At 59.6% G+C, this 24,427-nt stretch carries 21 protein-coding genes and 2 tRNA genes; 15 read left to right on the top strand and 8 right to left on the bottom strand.

Features of this window, described 5'->3' with window-relative positions:
• The 3 genes from O2597_RS17030 to pgsA are packed head-to-tail and all read right to left on the bottom strand — an operon-like array spanning position 1 to position 1,960.
• Positions 1–831, bottom strand: a complete 831-nt coding sequence (locus O2597_RS17030) for a hypothetical protein (protein ID WP_269526745.1) — start codon at positions 829–831, stop codon at positions 1–3.
• A gap of 12 nt (positions 832–843) precedes the next feature.
• Positions 844–1,356 carry a phosphatidylglycerophosphatase A family protein gene (locus tag O2597_RS17025; protein WP_269526743.1) on the bottom strand — a complete coding sequence of 171 codons (513 nt, stop codon included), beginning with the start codon at positions 1,354–1,356 and terminating at the stop codon, positions 844–846.
• Positions 1,346–1,960, bottom strand: coding sequence for a CDP-diacylglycerol--glycerol-3-phosphate 3-phosphatidyltransferase (gene pgsA, locus O2597_RS17020; RefSeq protein ID WP_269526741.1), 615 nt, complete (start codon positions 1,958–1,960; stop codon positions 1,346–1,348). The genes O2597_RS17025 and pgsA overlap by 11 nt, the downstream gene beginning before the upstream one ends.
• Before the next feature lie 113 nt (positions 1,961–2,073).
• Here pgsA and O2597_RS17015 point away from each other — a divergent pair, with 113 nt between their 5' ends.
• The 3 genes from O2597_RS17015 to O2597_RS17005 all read left to right on the top strand — a co-directional run bounded on the left by O2597_RS17015 (position 2,074) and on the right by O2597_RS17005 (position 5,161).
• Positions 2,074–3,069, top strand: coding sequence for an alpha/beta fold hydrolase (locus tag O2597_RS17015; RefSeq protein WP_269526739.1), 996 nt, complete (start codon positions 2,074–2,076; stop codon positions 3,067–3,069).
• Positions 3,070–3,307: 238 nt separating this feature from the next.
• Entirely contained in the window at positions 3,308–3,796 is a 489-nt protein-coding gene (gene coaD / locus O2597_RS17010; RefSeq protein WP_269526737.1) for a pantetheine-phosphate adenylyltransferase, read from the top strand.
• Positions 3,797–5,161: an MFS transporter gene (locus O2597_RS17005; RefSeq protein WP_269526735.1), complete on the top strand. Its 1,365-nt coding sequence runs from the start codon at positions 3,797–3,799 to the stop codon at positions 5,159–5,161. It begins immediately after the preceding gene.
• 471 nt (positions 5,162–5,632) lie between these two features.
• On the opposite strand, the gene greA is transcribed toward O2597_RS17005, so the two are convergent.
• On the bottom strand, positions 5,633–7,492 hold the full coding sequence (gene greA / locus O2597_RS17000; RefSeq protein ID WP_269526733.1) for a transcription elongation factor GreA: 1,860 nt from the start codon (positions 7,490–7,492) through the stop codon (positions 5,633–5,635).
• A 60-nt stretch (positions 7,493–7,552) separates the two neighbouring features.
• Between greA and O2597_RS16995 the strand changes: the two genes are divergently transcribed.
• Entirely contained in the window at positions 7,553–8,845 is a 1,293-nt protein-coding gene (locus O2597_RS16995) for an RsmB/NOP family class I SAM-dependent RNA methyltransferase (RefSeq protein WP_269526731.1), read from the top strand.
• A 64-nt stretch (positions 8,846–8,909) separates the two neighbouring features.
• Positions 8,910–8,986: transfer RNA gene (locus O2597_RS16990), tRNA-Arg, on the top strand.
• A 259-nt stretch (positions 8,987–9,245) separates the two neighbouring features.
• Here O2597_RS16990 and O2597_RS16985 read toward each other — a convergent pair.
• Positions 9,246–10,346, bottom strand: a complete 1,101-nt coding sequence (locus O2597_RS16985) for a type IV pilus twitching motility protein PilT (RefSeq protein ID WP_269526729.1) — start codon at positions 10,344–10,346, stop codon at positions 9,246–9,248.
• A gap of 104 nt (positions 10,347–10,450) precedes the next feature.
• Between O2597_RS16985 and dapA the strand changes: the two genes are divergently transcribed.
• From dapA to ruvA, 3 genes are read left to right on the top strand one after another with little or no spacing between them, the layout of a single operon-like run.
• Complete coding sequence (gene dapA / locus O2597_RS16980; protein ID WP_269526727.1) at positions 10,451–11,350, top strand: 4-hydroxy-tetrahydrodipicolinate synthase; 900 nt, start codon at positions 10,451–10,453, stop codon at positions 11,348–11,350.
• A gap of 18 nt (positions 11,351–11,368) precedes the next feature.
• Positions 11,369–12,106: a 4-hydroxy-tetrahydrodipicolinate reductase gene (dapB, locus tag O2597_RS16975; protein WP_269526725.1), complete on the top strand. Its 738-nt coding sequence runs from the start codon at positions 11,369–11,371 to the stop codon at positions 12,104–12,106.
• Positions 12,107–12,146: 40 nt separating this feature from the next.
• Positions 12,147–12,749, top strand: coding sequence for a Holliday junction branch migration protein RuvA (gene ruvA, locus O2597_RS16970; RefSeq protein ID WP_269526723.1), 603 nt, complete (start codon positions 12,147–12,149; stop codon positions 12,747–12,749).
• A gap of 54 nt (positions 12,750–12,803) precedes the next feature.
• Here ruvA and ribD read toward each other — a convergent pair whose 3' ends face one another.
• Positions 12,804–13,919, bottom strand: a complete 1,116-nt coding sequence (ribD, locus tag O2597_RS16965; RefSeq protein WP_269526722.1) for a bifunctional diaminohydroxyphosphoribosylaminopyrimidine deaminase/5-amino-6-(5-phosphoribosylamino)uracil reductase RibD — start codon at positions 13,917–13,919, stop codon at positions 12,804–12,806.
• Between the two features lie 3 nt (positions 13,920–13,922).
• Positions 13,923–14,558: an MBL fold metallo-hydrolase gene (locus O2597_RS16960; protein ID WP_269526720.1), complete on the bottom strand. Its 636-nt coding sequence runs from the start codon at positions 14,556–14,558 to the stop codon at positions 13,923–13,925.
• Positions 14,559–14,703: 145 nt separating this feature from the next.
• Here O2597_RS16960 and O2597_RS16955 point away from each other — a divergent pair, with 145 nt between their 5' ends.
• Both O2597_RS16955 and O2597_RS16950 read left to right on the top strand, forming a co-directional pair.
• Entirely contained in the window at positions 14,704–15,870 is a 1,167-nt protein-coding gene (locus tag O2597_RS16955) for a glycosyltransferase family 4 protein (RefSeq protein WP_269526718.1), read from the top strand.
• Between the two features lie 21 nt (positions 15,871–15,891).
• On the top strand, positions 15,892–16,848 hold the full coding sequence (locus tag O2597_RS16950) for a tetratricopeptide repeat protein (protein WP_269526717.1): 957 nt from the start codon (positions 15,892–15,894) through the stop codon (positions 16,846–16,848).
• Between the two features lie 20 nt (positions 16,849–16,868).
• Here the strand turns inward: O2597_RS16950 and murJ are convergent, their stop codons facing one another.
• Positions 16,869–18,416: a murein biosynthesis integral membrane protein MurJ gene (gene murJ, locus O2597_RS16945; protein ID WP_269526716.1), complete on the bottom strand. Its 1,548-nt coding sequence runs from the start codon at positions 18,414–18,416 to the stop codon at positions 16,869–16,871.
• Positions 18,417–18,578: 162 nt separating this feature from the next.
• On the opposite strand from murJ, the gene O2597_RS16940 reads away from it, so the two are divergent.
• From O2597_RS16940 to O2597_RS16920, 5 genes are all read left to right on the top strand, one after another.
• Positions 18,579–19,649 (top strand): phosphate acyltransferase, encoded by a 1,071-nt coding sequence (locus tag O2597_RS16940; protein ID WP_269526714.1) that lies wholly within the window; start codon positions 18,579–18,581, stop codon positions 19,647–19,649.
• 29 nt (positions 19,650–19,678) lie between these two features.
• Positions 19,679–20,857, top strand: a complete 1,179-nt coding sequence (locus O2597_RS16935; RefSeq protein WP_269526712.1) for a phosphotransacetylase family protein — start codon at positions 19,679–19,681, stop codon at positions 20,855–20,857.
• Positions 20,858–20,996: 139 nt separating this feature from the next.
• Positions 20,997–21,087, top strand: a tRNA-Ser gene (locus O2597_RS16930).
• Positions 21,088–21,346: 259 nt separating this feature from the next.
• Positions 21,347–21,685: a GIY-YIG nuclease family protein gene (locus O2597_RS16925; RefSeq protein WP_269526710.1), complete on the top strand. Its 339-nt coding sequence runs from the start codon at positions 21,347–21,349 to the stop codon at positions 21,683–21,685.
• A 211-nt stretch (positions 21,686–21,896) separates the two neighbouring features.
• On the top strand, positions 21,897–24,395 hold the full coding sequence (locus O2597_RS16920) for a glycoside hydrolase family 71 protein (RefSeq protein WP_269526709.1): 2,499 nt from the start codon (positions 21,897–21,899) through the stop codon (positions 24,393–24,395).
• Positions 24,396–24,427: the final 32 nt, after the last annotated feature.

Genomic DNA, 24,427 nt, shown 5'->3' with positions numbered 1-24,427 from the left:
CTACGCCTTTGGCGCGGAGTCGGTTCCCGACTCACGACAGGCATCACAGAGGCAAACGGCCTCGCCATCCACGGTCTTGTAGCGGAAATGCCGTTCCGGGTGGGTCTTGTCGGTCGCACCGCAACGGCTGCAGGTATGAAAAGCGGCTTCCTGCGCCTCTTTCGCTTTTGCTTTGAAGTTCGAACGCCGCTGGCGGTTCTCCAAGCCGCGGAACAGCCATGGAGCGAAAAAGATAATATAGTTCAAGACCGGTCCGAGAATCGCCACGCGATAGCCCATACTCGGGGAAAAAATGAACAGGAAGCCGAGATAGACCGCCAGGATCCAGGCCAGCCACTTCACCTTGACCGGGAGGACAAAATAAATCCTGAATTCAACATTCGGGAAGAGCGTGGCAAAGGCAAGGAAGACGCTGAAATACAAGAACTTCGGGATGACTGCTATCATCGGCACGGGCGAGATCAGGTGCCCGAGGAAGGCCGCGACAATCGAAAAGACCACCCCCAGCAGCAGATATACCGTCAGTCTGAACGTGCCCAGGGCCTCTTCGATGCTATTGGCGCAGAACCAGAAGATCATCCAGTAGAACGCGAGAAACACGACCCCCATGGGTGAACTGGTGATATAGGGCGGGCAAATGATAAAGGTGATCAGTCGCCAGTACTCGTGCCCCTCGATGATCGCCGCGGGGACGAGCAAGAGGGAGTTGATCGAGAGGCGCTGAAACAGGATGAGCCCATAAGCGAGCACTTGGCCCATGACGATGTACATGGCCAGATGCGACAGCCCCCAATGCCCAAAACGCTTTTCCAGTTTATCCAGCAACTTCATTTCAAAAGCTGCTTAAAAGACCCAGAAGAGCAGGATTTGCAAGGTCAGGCAGGCAGCTAATCCGGCGGCCAAATCGTCGGCCACACAGCCGACACCACCCGGCAGGTTCTGCAGGCGGGAGATCCCCAGCGGCTTGAGGATGTCGAAAAAGCGGAAGAGTACGAAACCACCCAGCAGAACGGGCCAACCTCCATGTTGGGCCACCAGGCCACCAGGACCGTTCATCCCGAGAAAGACCAGCGGCACCGCCACAAACTCGTCCAGTACGATCATGCCCGGATCGCGCATCTGCAGGCGCTCTTCCGCAGTGTCGCAGATCGCCATGGCCGCATAGGCCAGCACCGCAGCCAGCAAAAGGTAGGCAAAGGGCGAAGCATAATGAAACAGCACGCAGTACAACAGGATGCCGGCAACGCTGCCGACCGTACCGGGGCCCTTCTTGACACGTCCCAAGGGTCCCAGTGTTGCCAGATTGACCACGACATGCGTGGGCATGAGTTGAGCCCAGAGAAATTTACGACTCATCCGATCCGCCCTTCCCTGCATCCTGCCCGGTAAAGATCGACCAATACTTGGTCATGTACATCGTGCCCGAGGAAACCGTCAATACGGTGGCAATCACGAAGAACACGAGTCCCCCGATGTGCAGGCTGTCACCGATCCAGGTCGGAAAGGTATTAGGAAAGTCACTACGCACCGCCATGGCCAGCAGCAGAAGAATGGCGGAAACGATCTGGGAAACCGTCTTGTGCTTGCCGGATTTTTCGGCGGCGAGCACGATGCCGGAACTGGCGGCCACCAGGCGTAGCCCGGTAATCAGGAATTCGCGACTAAGGATCAGGAGCAGCAGCGGCAGCGCCCAGACCTCGGGCAGGATCTCGACCGAAAGCAGGGTGATGAAGAGACCGACCATGAAGACCTTGTCCGTCAGCGCGTCCATCAACTTGCCGAAATTGGAGACCAATTTCATTTTGCGGGCGTAATACCCGTCCGCCCAGTCGGTCAGCGCCCCGATCACAAAGAGGATGAAAGCCAGGGTGCTCGCGCCGGTGAAGGGCGCATACAGCAATGCCACGATCCCGAAGAGGATCGGAATTCGAGAAAGCGTTAATAAGTTCGGCAGATTCACGCCTACAAGGCTGTCGATTGTGGGGATAAGGGCTAGCCAAAAATCATTCCGACCGGGCTGAAAGACTGCCCCCCGAATTTGCAGCGTCGCGCATTCCTCCCTATGCTCAGCTCATGATACGATACGCCCTCAGTTTCCTGCTCGCCGCCGGGTCGATCCTCTCCGCCCAAACCGGAATCCGTCTGGAACAGGTGGACTACCCCTATCCCGCCAAGATCCACCGCTTGAGCAACCAGCAACAGGACCTGGAGATGGCCTATATGGACGTGGCGCCCGAAACCGCGACCGCCCGGGGCACCGTCCTCCTGCTCCACGGCAAGAACTTCTCCGGCAGCTATTTTGAAACCACGGCCCGGGCCCTGAGCGCTGTCGGCTACCGGGTCCTCATCCCGGACCAGATCGGCTTCGGCAAATCCAGCAAGCCGGCACACTACCAGTACAGCTTCCAACAGCTTGCTGCGAATACCGCGGAACTGCTGGACGCGGTCGAGGCCGGCCCGGTGCACGTACTCGGCCATTCCATGGGCGGCATGCTCGCGACCCGTTTCGCCCTGATGTACCCGGAACAGACGCTCAGCCTCACCCTGCTGAACCCGATCGGGCTGGAGGACTGGAAGGCCAAGGGGGTCCCCTACCATAGCATCGACCAGTGGTACGCCGGCGAGCTCAAGAAGACCGCCGAAAAGATCCGCGCCTACCAGCTCGATTCCTACTATGACGGCAAGTGGAAAGCCGCCTACGATCCCTGGGTGGAACAACTGGCTTCCTTTACGCAAAGCCCGGAGTACCCGCGCATGGCTTGGAACCAGGCACTCACCTACGACATGGTCTTCACCCAACCGGTGGTCTATGAATTTCCCGAACTTAGCATGCCGGTCCTCTTGGTCATCGGCCAACGGGACCGCACCGCACTCGGAAAAGGCAGCGTCAGCCCCGAACTGCGTGCCCAACTGGGGAATTATCCCGAGCTCGGACGCAAGGCCGCCGCAGCCATCCCGGATGCCCAGCTCGTGGAACTGGAAGGGATTGGACACCTCCCCCACATCGAGGCCTTTGACCGCTTCTTCCCGCCCTATCTCCAGTTTCTGGTCACAGTCGCCCGCCCCTAGCCATCATTCGAACAGCACAAGGCTGAAATCAGCCCCCCCTTGTAGCGAAAGCGCGACAGCGATTTCGACGTACACACTGTCGCATTTTAGACAGAATCATTCTGCTGCAAATCATTCTGCCGGAACAGAATTTGCCTGACTTTGGAGGCCTGCCAAAGGCATCCAAAGTTTCACAACTTCGGCTACAACTCAGGAAAGGTTGGACTTCGCGCCAAACATGATCTGTATCGAAGGCGGTATGAAAAAAGGTATTTATCCGGGTTCATTTGACCCAATTACCAATGGACACCTCGATGTGATCAACCGCGCACGCCATATTTTTGATAAAGTGGTCGTCGCCGTTGCACGAAACGCCTCGAAACAACCGCTGTTCACCCCGGAAGAACGGGTCGAGCTGATCCGGGAAAACCTGGTTGGGCGGCCCAACATCGAAGTCTTGGCATTTGATGGCCTGATTGTCGATTTGGCCAAGCGCGAGAAAGCAGTTGCACTCATCCGGGGACTCCGGGCGGTCTCGGACTTCGAACACGAGTTTCAAATGGCCCAGATGAACCGCCACTTGGACGAAACCGTCGAGACGATTTTCCTCATGCCGAACGAGCAGTTCTTCTTCACCAGCTCAAACCTGGTCAAACAGGTCTTCAAGTTTACGGACAGAGAGAGGCACTTGATCCCTCCCAATGTGCATGCGGCACTCAGCCGCAAGTTCGGACATCCCAAGTCTTAAATGCCCAAACCTACCAATAACGATCCGGCGGCCCGACAGCGCCGGCAAACGCTGGGTATTGTCTTCCTTACCCTCTTTCTCGACCTCGTCGGCTTTTCCATCATCTTCCCGCTCTTTCCGGCCATGCTGGACTACTACCTCCCCTCGGGGAGCGGGAATGGCAGCCTACTGGGCCAGTGCATCGAGCCACTGGCCCGCATGGCGGAAGCCTCCGGTGCGGCCGACCCGAAGTTCATGACCGCGGTGCTCTTCGGCGGCATTCTGGGCTCGCTCTATTCGCTGCTACAGTTTGTCTGCGCCCCGCTCTGGGGTGCGTATTCCGACCGGGTCGGCCGTCGCAAGGTCCTGCTCATCACCATCAGCGGACTGGCCCTGAGCTATCTGGCCTGGTGCCTGGCCCAATCCTTCTGGATCCTGGTCCTGGCCCGCATCATCGGCGGTGCCATGGGCGGCAACCTTTCGGTCGCCACTGCCGCCGTCGCGGACGTCACCTCGCGCGAAAAGCGGGCCGGCGGCATGGCCATCATTGGCATCGCTTTCGGGCTCGGCTTCATCGTGGGGCCGGCCATCGGCGGCATCAGCTCGCAGTTGAACCTGCTCGATCATTTTCCCGGTCTGGCACGCTTCGGGGTGAATCCCTTCTCCATCGCCGCACTGGTCAGTCTCGTTCTAGCCATTGCCAACCTGGTCCTGGTCAAGCGACGCTTTGAGGAAACCCTGCCGGCGAGCAAGCGTGAGCGCGCCCCGGCTCCCCGCAGCCTGCAGGTATTCCGCATCTTCCGCAGCGGCCCCCCGGCCACACGGCGGACCAACATGGTCTACCTCATCTTCATGCTGGCTTTCAGCGGCATGGAGTTCACCCTCACCTTCCTCGCGGTAGAGCGCTTCCAGTTCACGCCCGCGAAGAACGGCATGATGTTCGTCTTTGTCGGCTTTGTCCTCATCCTCGTGCAGGGCGGACTGGTGCGCCGGTTGGCCAAACCGGTCGGCGAGAAGCGTCTGGCCCTGACCGGACTGCTCGCCGGCATCTGCGCCTTTTCCGCCCTCGCGCTGGCCCTCTCCCTCGGTCTCTTCTTTACCGCCCTCGCGCTCATGGCACTCGCGGTCGGACTGTCCAGCCCGACCCTCAGCGCCCTGGTTTCCCTGTACTCCGACGAGTCGGAACAGGGCGCCGCGCTCGGCGTCTACCGCTCGGCCGGTTCCTTTGCCCGCGCCGTCGGTCCGCTCGCCGCCGCCTTCTGCTACTTCACCCTCGGCTCGCAAACCACCTACCTGATCGGCGCCTGCGTCATCCTTCTGCCCCTGGCCATCGCCACGACCTTACCGAAGGTCGAAAGCCATACGGATGTGGAAACAACCGGCTAGTCGTCCGTACGATTCCAGCTCGCAGGCCTGAACTCGTGCTACGACATGCAGGCGCGAGCAAGGTCCTTCCTCCATTCTGCGATGCATAGAGACTGGAGTCATTTCTGGAGGGATGCGCTTCCGCGCGTCCGCCGATGCCTTGCGCTGCTCCAAAATCACGCAGCACATAAACTACCAGAATTTTTTCGAAGTGGTATAAGCCTGTCGGAATGGCCTCGCTAAGTAGTAGAGCCAGAACCCCTCCACCGCTTCGCGGTCCCCCTCCCCTTGAAAAGAGGAGGAACTTTTGTTTTACTGCCTGTCAGGTGAAATCACCCGTGAAGAACAAGTCCCCGACTACAGACACGAAAGGGCGGCTTGGCGGGATCCGCCTGCCCAACGAGGCCTTTTCCGGCAAATGAACCATGAGCCCGCAAAAAAAGCGCCCGGCGGTGTGCACGGGCGCTTTGATTCAAAATGGTAAGTGCGGGCTTACTGCTTTTCGACCCAGCGTTCGATCTTGAGGATCGTCCAGTTCTCCTCGGCACCACTGATCTTGGTGGTGACGGAATCACCGACGGTCTTGCCCAGAAGTTGTTGGGCCAGCGGCGTCTTATAGGAAAGGACATTGTTGTCCGGATCACTGTCCCAAGCCCCCAGGATCGAGTAGCTTTGGCTGTTGCCGGAAGAACCTTGCTTGAGCTCGACGATGCTGCCGATACCGACGTTTTCGGTGTTGGCTTCGCTGAAGTCGGTCACACGGGCACGGGACAGGTCGACTTCCAACTCGTTCTTGCGGGAGAGCAGGATGTCCTGGTCCTGACGGGCCATCTTGTACTCGGAGTTTTCCTTAAGGTCACCGTGCTCACGCGCAACCGCGATCGCTTCCTTGTTCTCCGGGATCTTCTTGGCGATGAGTTCCTCGTACTCGGCCTTGGCCTCTTCGAAGCTCTTTTGCGAAACGATGAGCGCATCCTCCTCGGAAGTGGATGCCGCTTCGCCGGCGATCAGGCTCTGGATGCTGGGGAACTTCTTGATGAAGCGGGCCAGCAGCGACTTCTTGGTCAGGTCTTCAAAGCCCTGGTTGAGCAGAAGGGTCTGGGCCAGGTCGCGGGCGGTTTCCACATTGGCTTCGGCCAGCAGGTCCGGGATCAGGCCGTCGTCATCACTGAGCAGGTCGGCCAGGGGAATACGACGGGCGCTGGCGTTTTGCAGGGCCTCGTAGTCGATCGCGTAGAACATGGCGGCCAGCAGGCGCGGCGTGACCAGCGGATCGATGATCGGCGCGTACTTCTTGGAAGCGCGGTTCTTAACCACCCAGAAGAGCAGCGGGCCCTTGATGGTTTGCTCGTTGAGCCAGCGGTTCAGGCAGTAGCTGATGCGGTCCTGCATGTCCTGCTCGAGCATGAAATTGATACATTCGCTGGTGAACTTGCCGCTGGAATTGCGGAGCAGGTCCTCCACCATTTGCTGCCACTTGTCCGGATAGGTGCGGCGGATCAGGTCGACGTAGCGCTTGTAGTACTGCGTCGGCAGGTCATCGGCCAGTTGCGAGTAGTCTGCGGTCGCGTCGAGGATCGAGGCGGAGGACGGCTCGAGGGCTTCGACATCCTCATGCAGCTCGCGGGCGAGGTTGTTACGCACCCAGACACCGTGCAGGCGGTCCGCCTGGCTCAGGCTCTTGGCATTGGCGATCGCGTCGGTCAGCGCAGACAGGATCTCCGGCAGCTCTTCCTTGATCACGGAAATGTTTTCGGACAGCGCGTACAGCTTTTCACCCAGTTCGATCTTCTGCTTCGAGTTCTTGGTGCCGTGGAACTGCTCGAGGATTTCCTCCTCCGGCTTGACCGGCTCGTCACGCAGGATATAGGGCTCGGTCTTCTTGTTCGGCACACCGATGCGCGGGTCCTTGACCAGAAGCTTCTTGGTCGCGGTCCACCACTTCTTGTACTTGATCGGCCCCATCAGGCGGGAAAGGATGCGCTCGATCTCGGACGGCATCATGGCCTGGTCGCTGGAAGTCGCCAGAATGTCGCAGATCAGGTCGGCCGGGCGCTTCTTGATCATTTCCTCGATCACCTCGGGCTCGGTGCGGGAACGGACGAGGATGTCTTCAGCCGGAAGGACGTCGAGCTTGTCGACACAGAAGGCCGGAGCCATGGCGTGGCCTTGCTTGCCTTCCTCGAAGTCGATGATGATGCGGTCTTCGGCGGCATTGTAGTCGACGATCTTGCCGAAGCCCCAGCTCCGGTGCAGGCAATAATTCCCAGGAGCCATGGCTTCCAGTTTCGATCGGGACGAAACCAGCTTGGGATTTTTTTCGATGAGCGCGTCTATGGCCTCTTTATTCATAATGGGTTGCGAATGCTTGTCTAAGTCGTAAACGGTGAACTATGCACAGTTTTTACGACGATGAGAAGTGTTAAATTCGCCTTATCCAGCAAGAATGCCACAGCTTGGGGAGCAGCCGTTCTCCTGACATCGGCGTATCTGGCAGAAAACAAGAAGGCAAACCAGCTGCTGGCCGAGTTGCCGGATTCCTTTGTAGGAGAGCGGCGCGCGGTCTGCCAATCTCTTTTTCTGGGTGCCCTGCGCCACGGTTTCCGCGTGCGGGCCGCACTCAACCCCTTTGTCCGCCGGGCGCCACGCCCCGAACTGGAGGCGGTCCTGCTGGTCGCGGGCTACGAGCTCCTCGATGCCCCCGAAGAGAAAGCCCCCAAGATCATCCACCACGCGGTCGAACAGGCCAAAGCCCTGGCCAAGGCCTCCGAGAGCGGCTTTCTCAATGCTCTGCTGCGGAAATTGCCCGCGGCACTGGAGGCACAATCCCCCGAAAAAAGCGCCGCCGCCTACTACAGCCACCCCGCCTGGCTGGTCAGCCACTGGGAAGCCGTCTTTGGCGCGGATGCCTGCAAAGCGCTTCTCGAATGGAATCAGGGCATCCCCGACACCTACCTCCGGATTTACGATCCCGCCGATGTTCCCGAGGGCTTGGAAGCCACGGAATGGCCCGGCTTCTTCCGAATCCGCTCCGCCGAGCTGCACTCCGATGCGGTACAGGCGCTGCTCGCCGAGGGTCGCGCCTACATCAAGGACCCCTCCACCCGCCGGGCCACCGCCCTCCTCGCCCCCCAACCCGGCGAGTGCGTGCTGGACCTCTGTGCCTCTCCCGGCGGCAAGGCCTTCGACCTCGCCCACAGAATGCAGGGTGAGGGCTGCCTCGTGGCCGTCGACCTCCCCGGCAAGCGGATCGAACGACTCGAGGAAAATCTGAACAAGCTCCGCTCCGAAAAGCTGCAAGCCACCATTCTCCCCTCCGATGTGCTGGAGCTGTCAAAGGAAGCCTTCGCGGAACAGGCACTGCCGGACAGCTACGATGCAGTCATGCTCGACGCCCCCTGCTCCAATACCGGCGTGATCCAACGGCGCACCGATGTGAAATGGCGCCTCGCCCCCAAGGACATCCCCGCCTGTGCCAAACTTCAGCAACAGCTCATCCACTCCGCCGCCCGCTTCGTCAAGCCCGGCGGCAAGTTCGTCTACAGCACCTGCAGTATCGAGCCCGAAGAAAACCAGGTACTCATCGACGCCTTCCTCAAATCCAAGTCCGGCCAGGCCTTCCAGCTCCTCGAGTCCGTCCACTGCCTCCCCTGGGAATGCCGCCACGACGGCGCCACCGCCTTCCTGCTCCAGCGTAGCCTTTGAGACCTCTTCGCAAGACTTCGTATTGACTGTTCAGACAGAATGGCTTTGCTCGCCCCATTCATCTGGGGGCGTAGCTCAGTTGGATAGAGCAGCGGTTTTCTAAACCGTTGGTCGTGGGTTCGAGTCCCGCCGCCCCTGCCATTCGGCCAGGCACGTCCGGCCTCTCACCCATGGGTGGTCCGGTTCCGGCAAAGCCGGCCCGGTCTTGTCGCGCGCTAAGCGCGCTCGGAACGAGTCCCGCCGCCCCTGCCATGCTTCGTCCGAAACTTGTTTCGGCGAACGAAGCATGTCCCGGCGTATCAAAGAGAAGCCGGACAACACAGCTCCCGAATGAACTACGGCTGGGCAAGCCGTGGGTCGACTATCCTAGAGAAGCCGGACACACCCGGTCCCGTACGCTTTACTGCACGATACCGCCGGAGCTGAGGAAGATGCCCTTGAGGTTCATCTCGAGCTGACGCGGGTTCGGGGAATTGTTGAGCGCATCCTCGCGGGTGATCCTGCCGGCCTTGACCAGGCGGTAGAGGTCCTGGTTGAAGGTCTTGGAGCCATTGTCCTCGTTCGCTTCGATGACGGCTTCGATCTTCTCAAACCGACCTTCCATGATGGTTTTGCGGGCCAGGGAGTCGACGATGAAGGTTTCGGCGATAGGCAAACGGCCGCCGCCTTCAAGGGCGGGCAGCAGTTTTTGCGTGATGGTGGCACGCAGGGCGCCGGCGATCTGGCGCTGCATGGCATGCTTGCGTTCCTCGGGGAAGAACTCGAAGAGACGTTGCACGGCCTGCTGCGCATTGGAGGCGTGCAGGGTGCCAAAGACCAAGTGACCGGTTTCCGAGGCCTGGAGGGCGGTCTCAAAGGTATCGCGGTCACGCATTTCCCCGACCAGGATAACGTCCGGGTCCTGACGCAGCACGGCGCGCATGCCCTGGGCGAAGGTCGGGCAGTCGATCCCGATCTCCCGCTGGTTGATGATCGACTTGATGTCGGTGTAGGTAAATTCGATCGGGTCCTCCAGCGTAACGATATGCTTATCGTAGGTGTGGTTGATGTAGTTGATCATCGACGCGAGGGTCGAGCTCTTACCCGAACCGGTCGGACCGCAGAGCAGCACGATGCCGTCTTTCTCGGCACAGAGGTTGGCCAGGGTATCCCCGTCGATATGCAGATCCTCGAATGTCGGCGGGTGGTCGCTGACGTGACGCATGACCACGCTGGGCAGGCCACGCTGCAGGAAACCGTTCACCCGGAAGCGCCCGACACCCTCCACACGGTAGGAGTAGTCAATCTGACGATGGCGGTGCCAGTCGTCGTAGAACTCTTCGGGAATGGTCTGCTCCACGAACTCGCGCACCGCGGAAGGCGGAATCGGATCCATCTCGACCGACTCCAAATGTCCGCTCAGGCGGAGGAAAGCCGGCTTGTTCGACTTGATGTGAATATCGCTGGCACCATTTTCAACTGCGAGCGAGAGGAGGCCATGAAATGTTTCTAGAACCGACATAATGCAGAGGGGATCGAAATTTTCTGTTGAACTGGCAGGATGATATCGACCTTGTATGGCATCAGAATGGCCGCAGGCCAGCAACATAGTTTTTGTTAGGAAGCATGAAGACAAATCAATTTTACGGAGTTTTCACCGCATTGGCCACCCCGATGCGGGATGGTGCGGTCGATTTTGCCGGACTGGAGGCCCTGGTGGCCCATCAACTGGCAGGCGGGATTGACGGTCTGGTACCGGTCGGCACGACCGGGGAGTCGCCCACCCTCGACCACAAGGAGCACATCGAGGTCATCCGTGCCACGGTGCGGGCCACGGGCGGACTGAAGCCGGTGATCGCCGGAACGGGCTCCAACTCGACCACCGAGGCCGTGGAATTGACCCAGCGCGCCGAATCCGCCGGTGCCGACGGATTCCTGGTCGTCGCCCCCTACTACAACAAGCCCAGCCAGGAGGGACTGTTCCAACATTTCAGTCAAATCGCCGCAGTCACGGAAAAGCCGATCATCCTCTACTCCATCCCGTCCCGTTGCGGGATCGAGATCTCGGTCGACGTCGCCGCCCGCCTCTACGAGAAGTACCCGCACGTCTGTGCGATGAAGGCGGCCGAGGGCTCCTGCGAAAAGGTCAGCGAGTATGTACGTACCCTGGGCCCGGACTATAATGTGCTGAGCGGGGATGACGGGCTCACCCTGCCCTTCATGTCCTGCGGCGCAAACGGCGTGATCAGCGTGGCCTCCAATCTGATCGTAGCCCCCCTAGTCGCCATGGTGAAGGCGGCCAATGACAACGACTACGCGACCGCCCGCGAAACCTTCCTCAAGTACCTGCCCTTCTTCAAGGCCATCTTCCTCGAGCCGAATCCTGTGCCGATCAAGTATGCACTGAAGCAGGCCGGCATCATCGCATCGGATGAGGTCCGCCTCCCGCTCTGCGGGCTCTCCGACGAAACCCGCTCGGTCCTCGACGGCCTCATGCAGGAGCTCAGCCTGCTGCCCAACACCTAAGCCAACACTGATTTCAACATGCCTCTCCGTATCCTACTGAATGGTTCCAAAGGCCGCATGGGCCTCGCAATCGCCGCCTGCGCGGAAGACAACGACGCCGTGATCACCGCATCCTGTGATGCCGGTGACAATCCGGCCGACCTGATCGACGCCTGCGACGCCGTCATCGACTTCAGCTTCCACGAGGTCACCCCGGTCATCGCCAAGCTGGCCGCCGAAAAGAACCTGCCGCTGGTCATCGGCACAACCGGCCACACGCCCGAAGAGCGTAGCGAGATCCTCGCCGCGGTCGAAGGCAAGATCCCGGTCATCTGGGCCGGCAACTACTCGGTCGGGGTCAATACCCTGAACTACCTGACCCGCAAGGCCGCCAATATCCTCGGCGAGCGCTATGAGCCGGAAGTCATGGAGATGCACCACCACCACAAGAAGGACGCTCCCAGCGGCACCGCCGAACGCCTGATCGAAATTTTGATGGAAGCCTACCAGCTGGGCCAGGAAGAAGTGATCCATGGCCGCGAAGGCCTGATCGGGGCGCGACCGGCCAAGCAGATCGGTGTGCATGCCCTCCGCGGCGGCGACATCGTGGGCGAACATACGGTTTATTTCATCGGGGACGGCGAGCGGATCGAACTGACCCACCGTGCCACCGACCGCAAGATCTTCGCCCAGGGTGCCGTGCGCGCCGCCCACTGGGCCAAGGGCAAGGCCCCCGGCATCTACAACATGGAAGACGTACTCGGTCTCAACGACTAGTGCCCCGTGCTGACGGCACGAACATCGAAGCTTCAAACATATGATCGCCCGTCTCAAAGGTACCGTCCTGGAAAGCACGCCCCTGCAGGTCGTCATTGACGCGGGGGGCGTCGGCTACGAAGTCAACATTCCGGTCACCACCGCGGAAAAAGTGCCGCCACTGGGGCAGGAATGCAGCCTGTTCATCCATTCGGTCTACCGGGAGGACAGCGCGACCCTCTACGGCTTTGCCACGCGCGAAGACCGCGATTTCTTTCGTCTGCTGGTCGAAAAGGTCTCCGGCATCGGCCCGAAGATCGGAATCAGCATCCTGAGCCGCATGTCGGTCGAATTGCTCCGTGGCGCGATCACCAGTTCCGATGTCGCCCTGCTTTCCAAATGCCCCGGCATCGGCAAGAAGACCGCGGAACGCCTGGTCATCGAACTAAAGGACAAGGTCTTCCCCAAGGGAGTCAGCGAGCAATCACCGAGCACGACGATACCGGCCGCTGCCTCCGCGCCCAGCAGCTTCCAGGATGCCGTGGCCAGCCTCGTCATCCTCGGCTACAAGCCGGCCGAAGCCGACAAGCTCGTGCGCAAGGCCAGCAGCCAACTCGGTCCCGAGGCCAGCACCGAGGCACTCATCCGCACCGCCCTCGCCTAGCCGGTTCTCGAACCCCGTATCTCGCATCCCGTATCCCGTATCCCGTATCCCGTATCACCCCAAATACCCGCGGATCAGGCTGTCCGAGCCAAAGCCGGCATGATGGATCTCATGCAACTCGAAGGCTTCCTCCATGCGCTGGGTCGCCCGGGCGCGCCCCATACCGACCGCATCGGAATCGAGCATGAATTTGGGCGCCTTATAGATGTAGGCATAGTCGACTGATTTTGCGGCGATGAGTTCCGAGGCCAGCGCCGGACCCGCTTCCACATACACGCCGCAAATGCCCTCCTCGGTGCAACGCGTCTTGAAGGCCGTCCAGTCCAGATGCCCGTCCGCCTCCGGGAGTTCCCAGTGGCGGATGCCCAGGGACGAAAGCTGCGCCTTGCGCGCGGGGTCCGCATCGACCGAGCACAGCACACAGGTCCGCGCCTTGTACGCGTCGGAGTAGAGTGCGGGAACGCGCTCCGCCTCGACCGTCTTCAAGCTGCGGTCAAAAACAAACCGGACCGGGCACCAGGTATCCAAGCCTTCAATACGGCTGGTCAGGCTCGGATCGTCGGCCAGCACGGTCTGCGCCCCCACCGCGATGGCGGGGAAATAGCGCCGCCAGCGCATGACATCGCCCCGCGCCTCCGGCCCAGTCACCCAGCGGGAATGCCCGCTTGAGGCGGCAAACTTGCCGTCGAGGGTCATGGCCAGCTTGACCGCACACAAGGGGCTCTGATGAACGATCCAGTGGTTAAAGATCAGGTTCAGGTCGCGGCAGGCACCGGACAAAATGCCCTCGATCACCTCCACCCCGGCATCACGGAGGACCTGCAAACCGGCACCGGCATGTGCGGGATTCGGATCGACCGCCCCCACCACGACGCGCCGGATGCCCGCATCCAAAATCGCACGGGTGCAGGCCCCGGTCCGACCATGGGTGCTGCAGGGCTCCAAAGTCACGTAGATCGTGGCATCCGGCCCGGGACGCCGGCCCAAGGCACGCAGCGCCTCGATCTCGGCATGCGGCTGACCGGCAGCATGATGCCAGCCTTCGGCCACAATCTCACCCGCTTCGACAATGACCGCGCCCACCATCGGATTCGGATGGGTACAGCCCCAGGCCCGCTGCGCCAGTGCCAGCGCGCGCGCCATGTAGGTTTCATGCGGGGAGTCGGTCATCAATCAAGCCTGACGCACATAAGGATTCGTCAGCGATTCCGTTTCGACATCGGTTTCCGGACCGTGGCCCGGGTACAACTTCGTATCCTGCGGCAGTGAATAGATACGGGTACGGATGGCATCGCTCAATTGGGCAAAATCGCCGCCCGGCAGGTCACAGCGACCGATGCTGCCGGCAAAAATGGCGTCACCGACGAACGCAACCCCCTCGGAGGGCACATAGACCAGGATATTGCCCGGACAATGCCCCGGCACGTGACGGATCTCCATCTCGACGCCCAGCAGCTTGAGCTTGTCGCCCTCGTCGATCCAATGATCGATCGGTACGGCCGGCATGGTCATGCCCGGCATACTGAAGGACGCCATGATCTCGGGCGAGGCAAACATGATCTTGTCGGCCTTGTGACCATAGGTCGGGATGCCCGCTTCGGCAAACTTGTGCCCGTCCAGCATGTGGTCCCAGTGCCCGTGGGTCAGGATTAGCGCGACGATCTTGCAATCGTGCTTCTCGGCCACGGCCTGCGCCCAGCTATAAGCCTCTTGCGGGGCATCAATAATGACACACTCCTTGCGCTCGGGGGCGATGAGTGCGAAAGCGTTGGTTCCGATGGGAGGAAGTTCCTGGGATGCGATCAACATGGCCCCAACTTGAGCGCCCCGGCGGGCAGTTTCAATCCATACAGTGCAGAAATCTGCAGGAATCCTGTCACACAACTGTAATCTTAGCAGCCTTGCACCGGGAACCCACAGCGCTAGTCATGTACTCTTTTATCCGAACCGAGCCATGCGGATTGCCCTCATCACCGAAACCTACCCGCCCGAAGTCAATGGCGTCGCCATGACCAACCAGCGCCTCGTGCGCGGCTTGATTGAGCGGGACCATGAAATCCTGCTGGTCAAACCGCGCCGGCGAGACGCCACGCCCTCCGACCACCCGGCTCTGCGGATCTACGAGGTCTTCGGCATCCCGATTCCCAATTATGCGGGCCTCAAGCTCGGGCTTCCCGCCCCGGGACAACTGGAGCATGCCTTCGAGCACTTTGAGGCCGACATTGTGCATGTCGCAACCGAGGGCCCGCTCGGACTCTCCGCCCTACTGGCCGCGCGGCACCTCGGACGCCCGGTCAGCTCGACCTTTCACACCAATTTCCAGGACTACTGCGCGGACTACGGGGCCGCCTTCATGGAACGGGGCATGATGGCCTACCTGCGCTGGTTCCACAATCGCTGCGCCCTGACCACGGTCCCCGACCCCAGCCTGATCCGACGCCTGTCCAAGGACGGGGTCGAACGCCTGGAAATGCTCGGCCGCGGCGCGGATACCGCTCTGTTTGCCCCCTCGAAACGGGATCCCGGACTCCGGGCGCAGTGGGGAGTGCAGCCGGAAACACCGGTCGCCCTCTACGTGGGACGCGCTGCAGCAGAAAAGGACATCCCGCTCGTGCTGGAAGCCTGGCAAGCCGCCCGCGCGGTGTGCCCCGCCCTGAAAATGGTCGTGGTCGGCGACGGCCCGGTCCGGGCCAAGCTGCAAAAGACCTGGCCGGAGGTCTATTTTGCCGGCATGCGCTACGATGAAGACCTTGCCCGCCACTACGCCTCGGCCGACCTCTTTCTCTTCGGTAGCACCTCGGAAACCTTTGGTAATGTGGTCATTGAGGCCATGAGCAGCGGCCTGCCCGTTCTCACCTATGATTACGCGGCCGGCGCTCAATTCATAAAGGAGGGCCAAAACGGCTATCTGGCGCCCTTCAATGATCCGGAAGCGTTCCGGGAAAAAACCGTCCAGCTCTTGCGCGCACGGGCAGACTGGCCTACCATAGCATCCGCTGCACGTGCGACGGCCGAAAAGTACCCATGGTCCGCAACCATTGACCGCTTCGAAGGCCTTCTACACCGCGCAGTGGGCAATCCTGTCATTTCCGGCGAAATTGGCATTGTCCCTGCCTCATAAAGAAGTAAGTTTCCCACCACAATGCGTTCCGAGTTCAAGAATGGCGCCCCGCCAGTCCGACGGTTCAACCGGCGGACCACATGGGTTCTTTGCCTGCTCTGCGGCCTGAGTGCCACGACACTGCAGGCGGACGAACCGGTCCTGAACACCACCGAGGCAGGCATGTCCACGTCCTCAGCAATGAGCGATGCCGGGCAGAACCCCCTCATCGCCCAAGGCTATGCCGACTTTCAGGCGGGACATGCGGATCTCGCGCTAGCCAAGTTCAAGGAAGCCCTGGTCCTAAACGACAAGGAGGTCGACGCCCTGCTCGGCTCCGCCATGGTCTACACTGAGCTGCAACGTCACAACGATGCCTTCGAGGCCTATGACAACGTGGTCGAGCTTCAGCCCCAGCATGCCTTTGCCTGGAATGGCCGCGGCCTCGCCGCCTTCAACCTCGAAGATTTCGATGAGGCGCTGAACTCTTTCGAGCACGCCACCGCCGACCAGCCGGTGAACGGGTTCTTCTACGAATCCCTGGCATGGACCTACATGTGCCGGGGCGAGTTTAAACGTGCCGCGGAAAGTGCCAAGACCGCCACCCTCATGTACAACCGCAAGGGAGAAAGCGCGGCCTACCCGCTGCTGATCAGCTATTTCTCCTATCTGGAGTCCGGCGACAACGACAATGCCGTCAAGACCCTGAGCTATGCGATGAAGAACAAGCCGGTGCGCCAGTGGCCCGCCCCGATCCTGGATTACCTGAGCGGACAGATCGATGCCAACGACCTGATCAGCTACGTCAACGACACGGCTCAGGAAACCGAAGCACATACTTATATAGGAATGCGCCTGCGGGCTGAAGCGCAACCGGAAGAAGCCGCCAAGCACCTGCTATGGGTCAGCCGACATGGAGATCCCCGGGTCTTTGAATATACCCTCGCCCGTGCGATGAACCTGCAACACAGCGTGGCTGTCTGGCAGCCCGGCAGCTAGTTTGCCGGCCCAGCCGCAGCTCAGCGTAAGCGCCGCTTCAGGATAAGCTGTACCAGTTGCTCCAACTCTTCAAAGCGCAGGAGCTTGAGCAGTACAAAATACAAGGTCGCGCCTCCCGGCACCAGCAGGGCAACCACGAGGATGGCTTGAGCCTTGTCCGACCAGTCCAAGAGAGCGCCCAAGCGTACGCCCAGGTAGCAGAAGATCCCCATCAGCAAGCCCGCCAGCAGGATCTGGCCAAAGGCAGGACGCAAACGTCCGAGGGAGAGGAGTTCGAGCGGCCCGGAGAGCTTCCGCCACAGCAGAACCGACTGTAATACCGCAGCCAATACATTGGCCAGGGCCAAGCCGCTGACACCGAAGAACTGCATTAAGATGACTGCCGAGATCGCATTCACACACAGGCAAATACCAGCCACCCGGACTGGCGTGCGCATGTCCTTGCGGGCGTGCAAGCCGCGTGTGCAGAAGGTGGCGATCGAGTAGAATGGCAGCCCCAAGCCGTAAATGGCGATCAGCGGCACCGTCGCCCGCACCCCGACCGCATCAAAGGCCCCCCATTGGAATAGCACCTGTAGGATCGGGTGGCCCAGCACGATGAGCCCGACCCCGGCCGGCCAGCCTACCGCCACCACCAGCCGCAAGCCCTGCAGCAAGGAATCGGCAAAGGCGGTCTCATCCTTGGCCGATACCGCTTTCGCCAGCAGGGGGAAAAAGACGGTCGCCACCGCAATGGTAAAGACCCCCAGGGGGAGCTCCATCAGCCGACTGGCGAGATACAGGAGCGAAGCGGCCGACTCATCGAGGGAATAGGCCAGCACGCGGGAAATCAGGATGTTCAACTGTAGGACCGCAGCCCCCAACAGGCCGGGCAGGAACAGGCTCCAAAGCTCAGCCATTTCCGTGGCGGGCACGAGGCGGAGCGACGGACGCCAGCCCTGCCGGTAGAGGTCCCATGCGGGAAGCAGTAATTGCAGGAGACCACCGAGCAACACACCGCCGCAGAGCCAATAGACCAGAACAGGGGTCGAATCGCTCCAGCACATACCAATGCTGACCATCCCGATCATGGCCAGATTGAGCAAAATGGGCGTACTGGCCGCCACCGCGAAACGGCCTACCAGGTTGAGTCCGGCGCAGATGATCGCCGCCATGCAGATGCAGAGCATATAGGGCAAGAGGACGACGGCGAGTTTCGAGGCCAGGGACCAGTTCTCATTCAACCAACCGGAATGCCCCAACCAAGCCAACAAGAGCATCCCGCCAGTGACCAGCCCGAGGAGGGCCAGACAAAGCCGGACCAGCACCTGGTTGAGGAAGCGAAAAGCGGCAGGCTGCCCGTCGCGCTCCATCACATCGGAAAAGACCGGAACCACCGCCGACGTCAGTGCCCCCTCGCCCAACAAACGGCGAAACAGGTTCGGCAGGGTCTGGGCGAGAATGAAAGCGGAGTTCCACAAACCGGCGCCCAAGGCCGCAAAAACCAGGATATCCCGGACCAATCCGAGCACGCGTGACCCGACTGTGGATAAGCTGACGACCGCAATATTCCTTAAATTCTGCAACATAACCGAGCTGGGCGGGCCCGCCCGCGTCAATTTCTTCTAGAAACGTCTGTGGAAAAAACTTTGGCAATTGTATATTTCATGCTCTAACTGCTATCCATGTCTTACACTTATTCATATTCACCCCGCGTATTAAATTAAACAGAACGTTTTTATAACAAAGCTATGCCACTGATTTCTAAACTTTCCGAACGCCTCAAGCGTCACCCGAAACGCGTCGTCTTCCCGGAAGGCTCCGACCCTCGGATCCTCCAAGCGGCCCGCAAGTTTGCCACCCGCGGCCTCGGTGTGCCGATCCTGCTCGGCGACCGCGCCAAGATCAAAGCGAACGCCGAACGCCTCGACATCAGCCTCGAGCGCATCCGGATCATTGAGCCGCGCCGCAGCGACGAATGGGAAGGCTTCCTCACCAAGTTCCAAGGCCTGCGCCGCTTCAAGAGGCTGAACGACAAGGAGGCCGCCGAGTATCTGGACAACACCAATTACTTCGCGACCCTCATGCTCGCGACCTCCCAGGCCGACGCCATCATCTCCGGCGCCACCAGCGCGGCTTCCTCCGCCCTGCGCCCCCTTCTGCAGATCATTCCGCTGCATGAGTCGGTCAAGACCATGTCCTCGCTCAATATCTTCGACCTGGAAGATCCGGAAACCGGCAAGGACCGCGAGCTCTTCCTCGCCGACTGCGCGGTGATCCCGGACCCGACCAGCGAACAACTTTGCGATATCGCGGTCACCACCGCCGCGCTCCGCTATCACCTGACCAATAACAAGCCGCGGGTCGCCCTGCTCTCCTACTCCAGTAAGAGCGTTTCCAGCAAGAACCCGACCGTGGCCAAGATGAAGGCCGCCACCGAGATGGCCCGCCGCAAGGCCCAGGAGCTCGGCATCCCCATGGAAATCGACGGCGAGCTCCAGGTCGACGCCGCCCTCGACTCGGTCGTGGCACAAACCAAGATGATCGAAGGCCCCGTTGCCGGACAGGCCAACGTCCTCATTTTCCCGGACCTGCACTCGGCCAATATCGCCTCCAAGCTGGTCGATATCCTGACCCGTGCCCGCAACTACGGCCCGATCCTCACCGGCTTGTCCAAGCCCGCTGCGGAAATCAGCCGTGGTGCCACCGCCGGCGATATCTTCGGCACCGCTGTCATGGTCGCGTCCCAGGCCATCGACCACAAGCTGCTCTACCCGACCGACAGTGACGACCTCAACGAGGATGTCACCCAGATCAGCTAAGAGCCGCGAGCGAGCCCATCCCCAAATCTATGTCCCAGCAAAAATCGCCTTTTACCGAACCCGACGATAAGGAACTCTTGTCCGCCCCGCGGAACAAGACAACGAAACGGATCTTCATTGCGGCCACCCGCATGAATGACGGTAAAACGACGACCAGTCTGGCACTGTATTCGGCCCTGCGCACCCTCACCGACAAGGTGGGCTTCATCAAGCCCGTCGGCCAGCGCTTCGTCGAAGTCGAAGGCCACAAGATCGACGAGGACTCCGTCCTCCTCAACCAGATCTTCGATGTCTCCGTACCGATCCAGGCCATGAGCCCGATCGCGATCCATCCGACCTTCACCCGGGACTTCCTCGATGATGCGGACCAAAACCATCCGAAGATCATCGATACCATGTGCCGGGCCTTCGACCGCGCCGCCTTCGAGAAGGATTATATCATCATCGAAGGCACCGGTCACGCCGGGGTCGGCTCCGTCTTCAACCTCTCCAATGCCGATGTGGCCAAGCGACTGAACGCCAAGGTCATCATCGTGGCCCGCGGCGGGATCGGCCGTCCGATCGATGAAATCGCCCTGAACAAGGCCCTATTCGACAAGGTCGGCGTCGAGGTCATCGGAGCGATCATCAACAAGGTCGAGCCCGACAAGATCGAAATGGTCTCGAAGTACTGCCGTATCGCGCTCAAGCGCATGGGGATTTCCCTGCTCGGCTGTATTCCGGTCGAAAAGATGCTGACCGCCCCCAACCTCAACCAGGTGGTCGAGGAGGTTCAGGGGCGCTGGCTCAACGGACGCCAGGCAGGCGGCAGCGAGCGCATCAAGAAGGTGATTATCGGCGCCATGGCCGCCAAGGGCATCGTGGACTACCTCCAGCCCGGCGTGCTCATTATTACCCCCGGCGACCGGGAGGATATCATCCTCTCCGCCATCGCCGCGGAAGGCATTGCCGGCGAGCGCCTCATTTCCGGCATCATCCTGACCCGTAATGTCCTGCCCCACCCAAAGCTCATGGACATGATCGCCCAGACCAACATCCCCGTCGTGATCTGCAGCGAGGAGAGCTACAACGTGGCCTCCCGCATCAACAACATGACGGTCAAGACCCAGCCGACGGACACCGACAAGATTCCGATTATCAAGAACCTGATCACCGATCACATCGACCTCGGCGTCATCCGGCATGCCTTTGATGCCCGCCGCGACTAGGCACTGAAAATCCCTGAAATTTCCCGAAGATTAGGGTTGATCTTCCCGCGCAGCACAATTTGTTCTACTCCTTTCCCGCCGCTTCCCGAAAGCGGCCGTGACAGTCGAATTTAAGGTAGCATTGCTACCCCTTTGGTATGGAGAAGTGGCTGAGTGGCCGAAAGCGCTTCTTTGCTAAAGAAGTGAGCTCCAAAAGGGCTCCAGGGGTTCGAATCCCCTCTTCTCCGCCATTCGACGCGCTCCACGATGTTACGCTTGCTCATGGCAGGCCAGTTTAGAACGGGATGTAATGAGGGGCTGACAGGTCGATGCGCGGCGAATGCCCTGAGCTTGTCGAAGGGCTTGAGACTACTGCTACGTGATTTCGACGCGCTCCACGATGTTACGCTTGCTCATGGCAGGCCAGTTTAGAACGGGATGTAATGAGGGGAACTCTAACTTCGGAACTTCAGGCTTGCTTCAATGCGGCCAAAACTAACCATTAATTGCATGGTTATTAAATTGCCGGATGGATTGCGTTGCGTGGAATGCCCGCAACCCGTCCGAGGACAGTCATTCGTCTATATGCTCTACTGCCGGAACGGCTCCTATTATGTCGGGCAGTCACACGACATTCACGAGCGCCTGCTGTGGCACCAGCAAGGTATGGGTGCACGTCACACCAGACAGATGAAGGACTTCGTCCTGATCTATACCGAAGGGCCGATGTCCGGCCAAGTTGCCCTTCTACGCGAACGGCAACTCAAGCGCTGGTCGAGAGCCAAGAAATTTGCGCTGGCGTCAGGAAACCTGTCTTTGCTCAGAGCACTCAGCCAGTCACGCGAATAGCAAAGTAGCCCCCCCCCCCTCATCTGCGCCACAAGTTGATCACACGTACGTGATCCCCCTCAAAATGCCACCTCAGAACAGCTTCACCTCCGCTTGATAGTGAAAGCCACGAGGGCGTTGCTTCGGTCGAAGAATGCGGTATGCACTGCCTCGTTCGTCGCAGCGTTATACGCTAAAACGAAGAAACACCCCACCCCCAGTCGAATACCCCATGAAGAAGCAAACTATCTATTGTATTTTGCTGCTTGCAGCAATTCATGTCACACGCCCCCTCTTTGGGGAAGAAATCGCAAATGGCGATTTCGAAGATCCTTCAAGTGTTCCATTCGCGTCCCAGACCGAGACAAAGTCACAGTACCAACCACAAATTCAAAGTGATGTGGTACTCGACGGCAGCTATTCAGCCAAGATCACACGCGATAACAATGTATACGCCAATCCCCCGGTGCTGCTCATCCGGTTCGGGGTACTGAGCGATACGGAACAAATGACGGTGTCCTTTGCCGCCGAAAACACGCAGGGTTCCCGACTCGTATTTCGTATCCGCACAGCGGATGCAACGAGCTACTACGACGGCTCGACCTGGCAGAGCTTAAGCTATGCACAAAGAACGGACTACCATCAGCTCAACTGGGGTGTGGATGCAGTTTCAAGCACGCAGGTCGACAATATCGCGGCGCGCACTTTCCAACATTACGGAGACACGCTGACGACTCCGAGCTTCCAGATCTCCCCCATACCGGGCCAGTTGGAGTATGTGATCGAGTTTTACAATACCGTGGTGAACACGTCACTGTATCTGGATAATGTTTCTGTCGTCCAAGCCGTCGATGTCCCCCGTCACATCTACGGCAATTCCGTGAGCAACGGCGACTTTGAAAGCGGAGACACCAGCAATTGGTCGACGCTCGCCTATAGCCAGTATTCGCCTCAAGTCCTTGGCACCTCGGCCATTGACGGCGACTACGGCGTGAAACTCACACGGGATAACAACTCCTGGGCCAATCCACCCGGACTCAGCTACCAATTCACCAAAGTCGCGAACAACTTCCCCATCCATATCTCATTTTCGGCGCAAAACGATGGCGGCTCACTCCTGTTCAGACTGCGGACGCCGGGCAGCAGCTTTGCGAACTGGAACGGATCGTCATGGACATTCGACAATGCCCTGACTCCCCGCACTCAATACTTCCAGAGAGACTGGGGAACCAACCCGATCACCCTCGCCCTCTTCGACAATTTTGCCGCGAATACCCTCATCTATAGTGAGGACGGAGTCACAACAGACTTCGCACTGACCGCCGAAGGAATAGACGGGCAAAGTACCTACCAACTTGATTTCTACAACACGAAGGCCGGCACCAGCTCCCATCTGGACAACGTTGTGGTGGAGGGGCAGCGACGGGTCATGATCCACGTGATGCCGGCCTTTCCTCCGGGGGCTGATTACGGAACGAGTTACACCAGCGGCGGCCTCGAAGAGGAGAAGAACTTCATCACGATCCCCTGGTACGAGAACCGACAGGACCGCATTGAGCGGCATTTAATGGAGATGAGTGACTACGGGTTTGATATCGTTTCACTCGATGTCTTCCTGAAAACAGACTACGAATCCGGCGATGCAGCTGCGGCCTGCTGGCAGCACAATCAGATATTGGAATGGCTTGATGCGATCGAGAAGGTGGCTCCACACATGAAATTCGTGGTGCAGGTCGATCGAGCCATGATTCCGACAGGCGGGGCTGATAAGACCGCGGCGGCTCTGGATGCGATGATTGCATGCTACAAGGAATATCCCGCTTATCTGAAGATAGACGGCAAAGCGGCCCTGAACTCCTTCTGGATCAATCAATCCTTATCCTATCAGGCCGACTACTGGGGTGACGTACGCGACGCAATGACCGAGGATCCATATTTCATCGCGAGCGTGTACGACAACCCCGGCAGCTCACGTTCCACACTGGACGAAGAGGCTGCAGCAGACCTGCTACCCGTGTTTGATGCGGTGGAATGGAACCCCCTAGCCAATTATACCTCATGGGTGTCAAATTGCGACACCCTCGCAGAAATGACAGAGTCACCAGAGATCCCGATGGTCTGGGGGGTCATCAGCGGTTACTACCGGAAGGGAACTTCGTTTGTGGAGCCTCAGTTTGAAAATTGGGATCTGTATTGGAGCAACGCCACCGCCAGCCCGACAAAGGATTCCTACGCCTGCGTGTATACCTGGAATGATATCGCCGAAGACCACGATGTGGCTCCCGGCATCCACAAGGAGAAGGGGGCCATGGCCACCCTGCTCAACTACTATATCGAGTGGTACAAATCAGGCCAGGAGCCGGCACTCGACCAGGACGTCGTCATCGTCAACTATCAGGTGACTGACAATGGCCATGTCGTCTTTCGGAACGGTAACGAAAACCCGAACGGCTTGAAGCCGCACTACTGGATCTACACCACGGATGACGGTACCACAACATTCACCCTGGCAGGAGGTGGATCAGTCCAACTGCAAGGCAAAGGTCTTCACATGGGCACCCTGCCGTACGAACTCAGCGCAGACTGGCCTACGACTTACTCACTGGTAAGAAACAGCCAGACCATCGTTCAGGGCACCGTCCCGACCAGTCAACGCATGATTCACCTTGAAGATGAAGAAGCGGAAAACCAGACCTCCTACTGGCTCTATCTCGAAGATCAGGGGCAATAAAACTGCTGAGAATGAAATAGGAAGCCCGATAA

The organism is Coraliomargarita parva (genome assembly GCF_027257905.1).
Taxonomy (GTDB): domain Bacteria; phylum Verrucomicrobiota; class Verrucomicrobiia; order Opitutales; family Coraliomargaritaceae; genus Coraliomargarita_A; species Coraliomargarita_A parva.
Note: the sequence above shows the minus strand (reverse complement) of the source record. Positions and strands in the feature narration are given on the sequence as shown.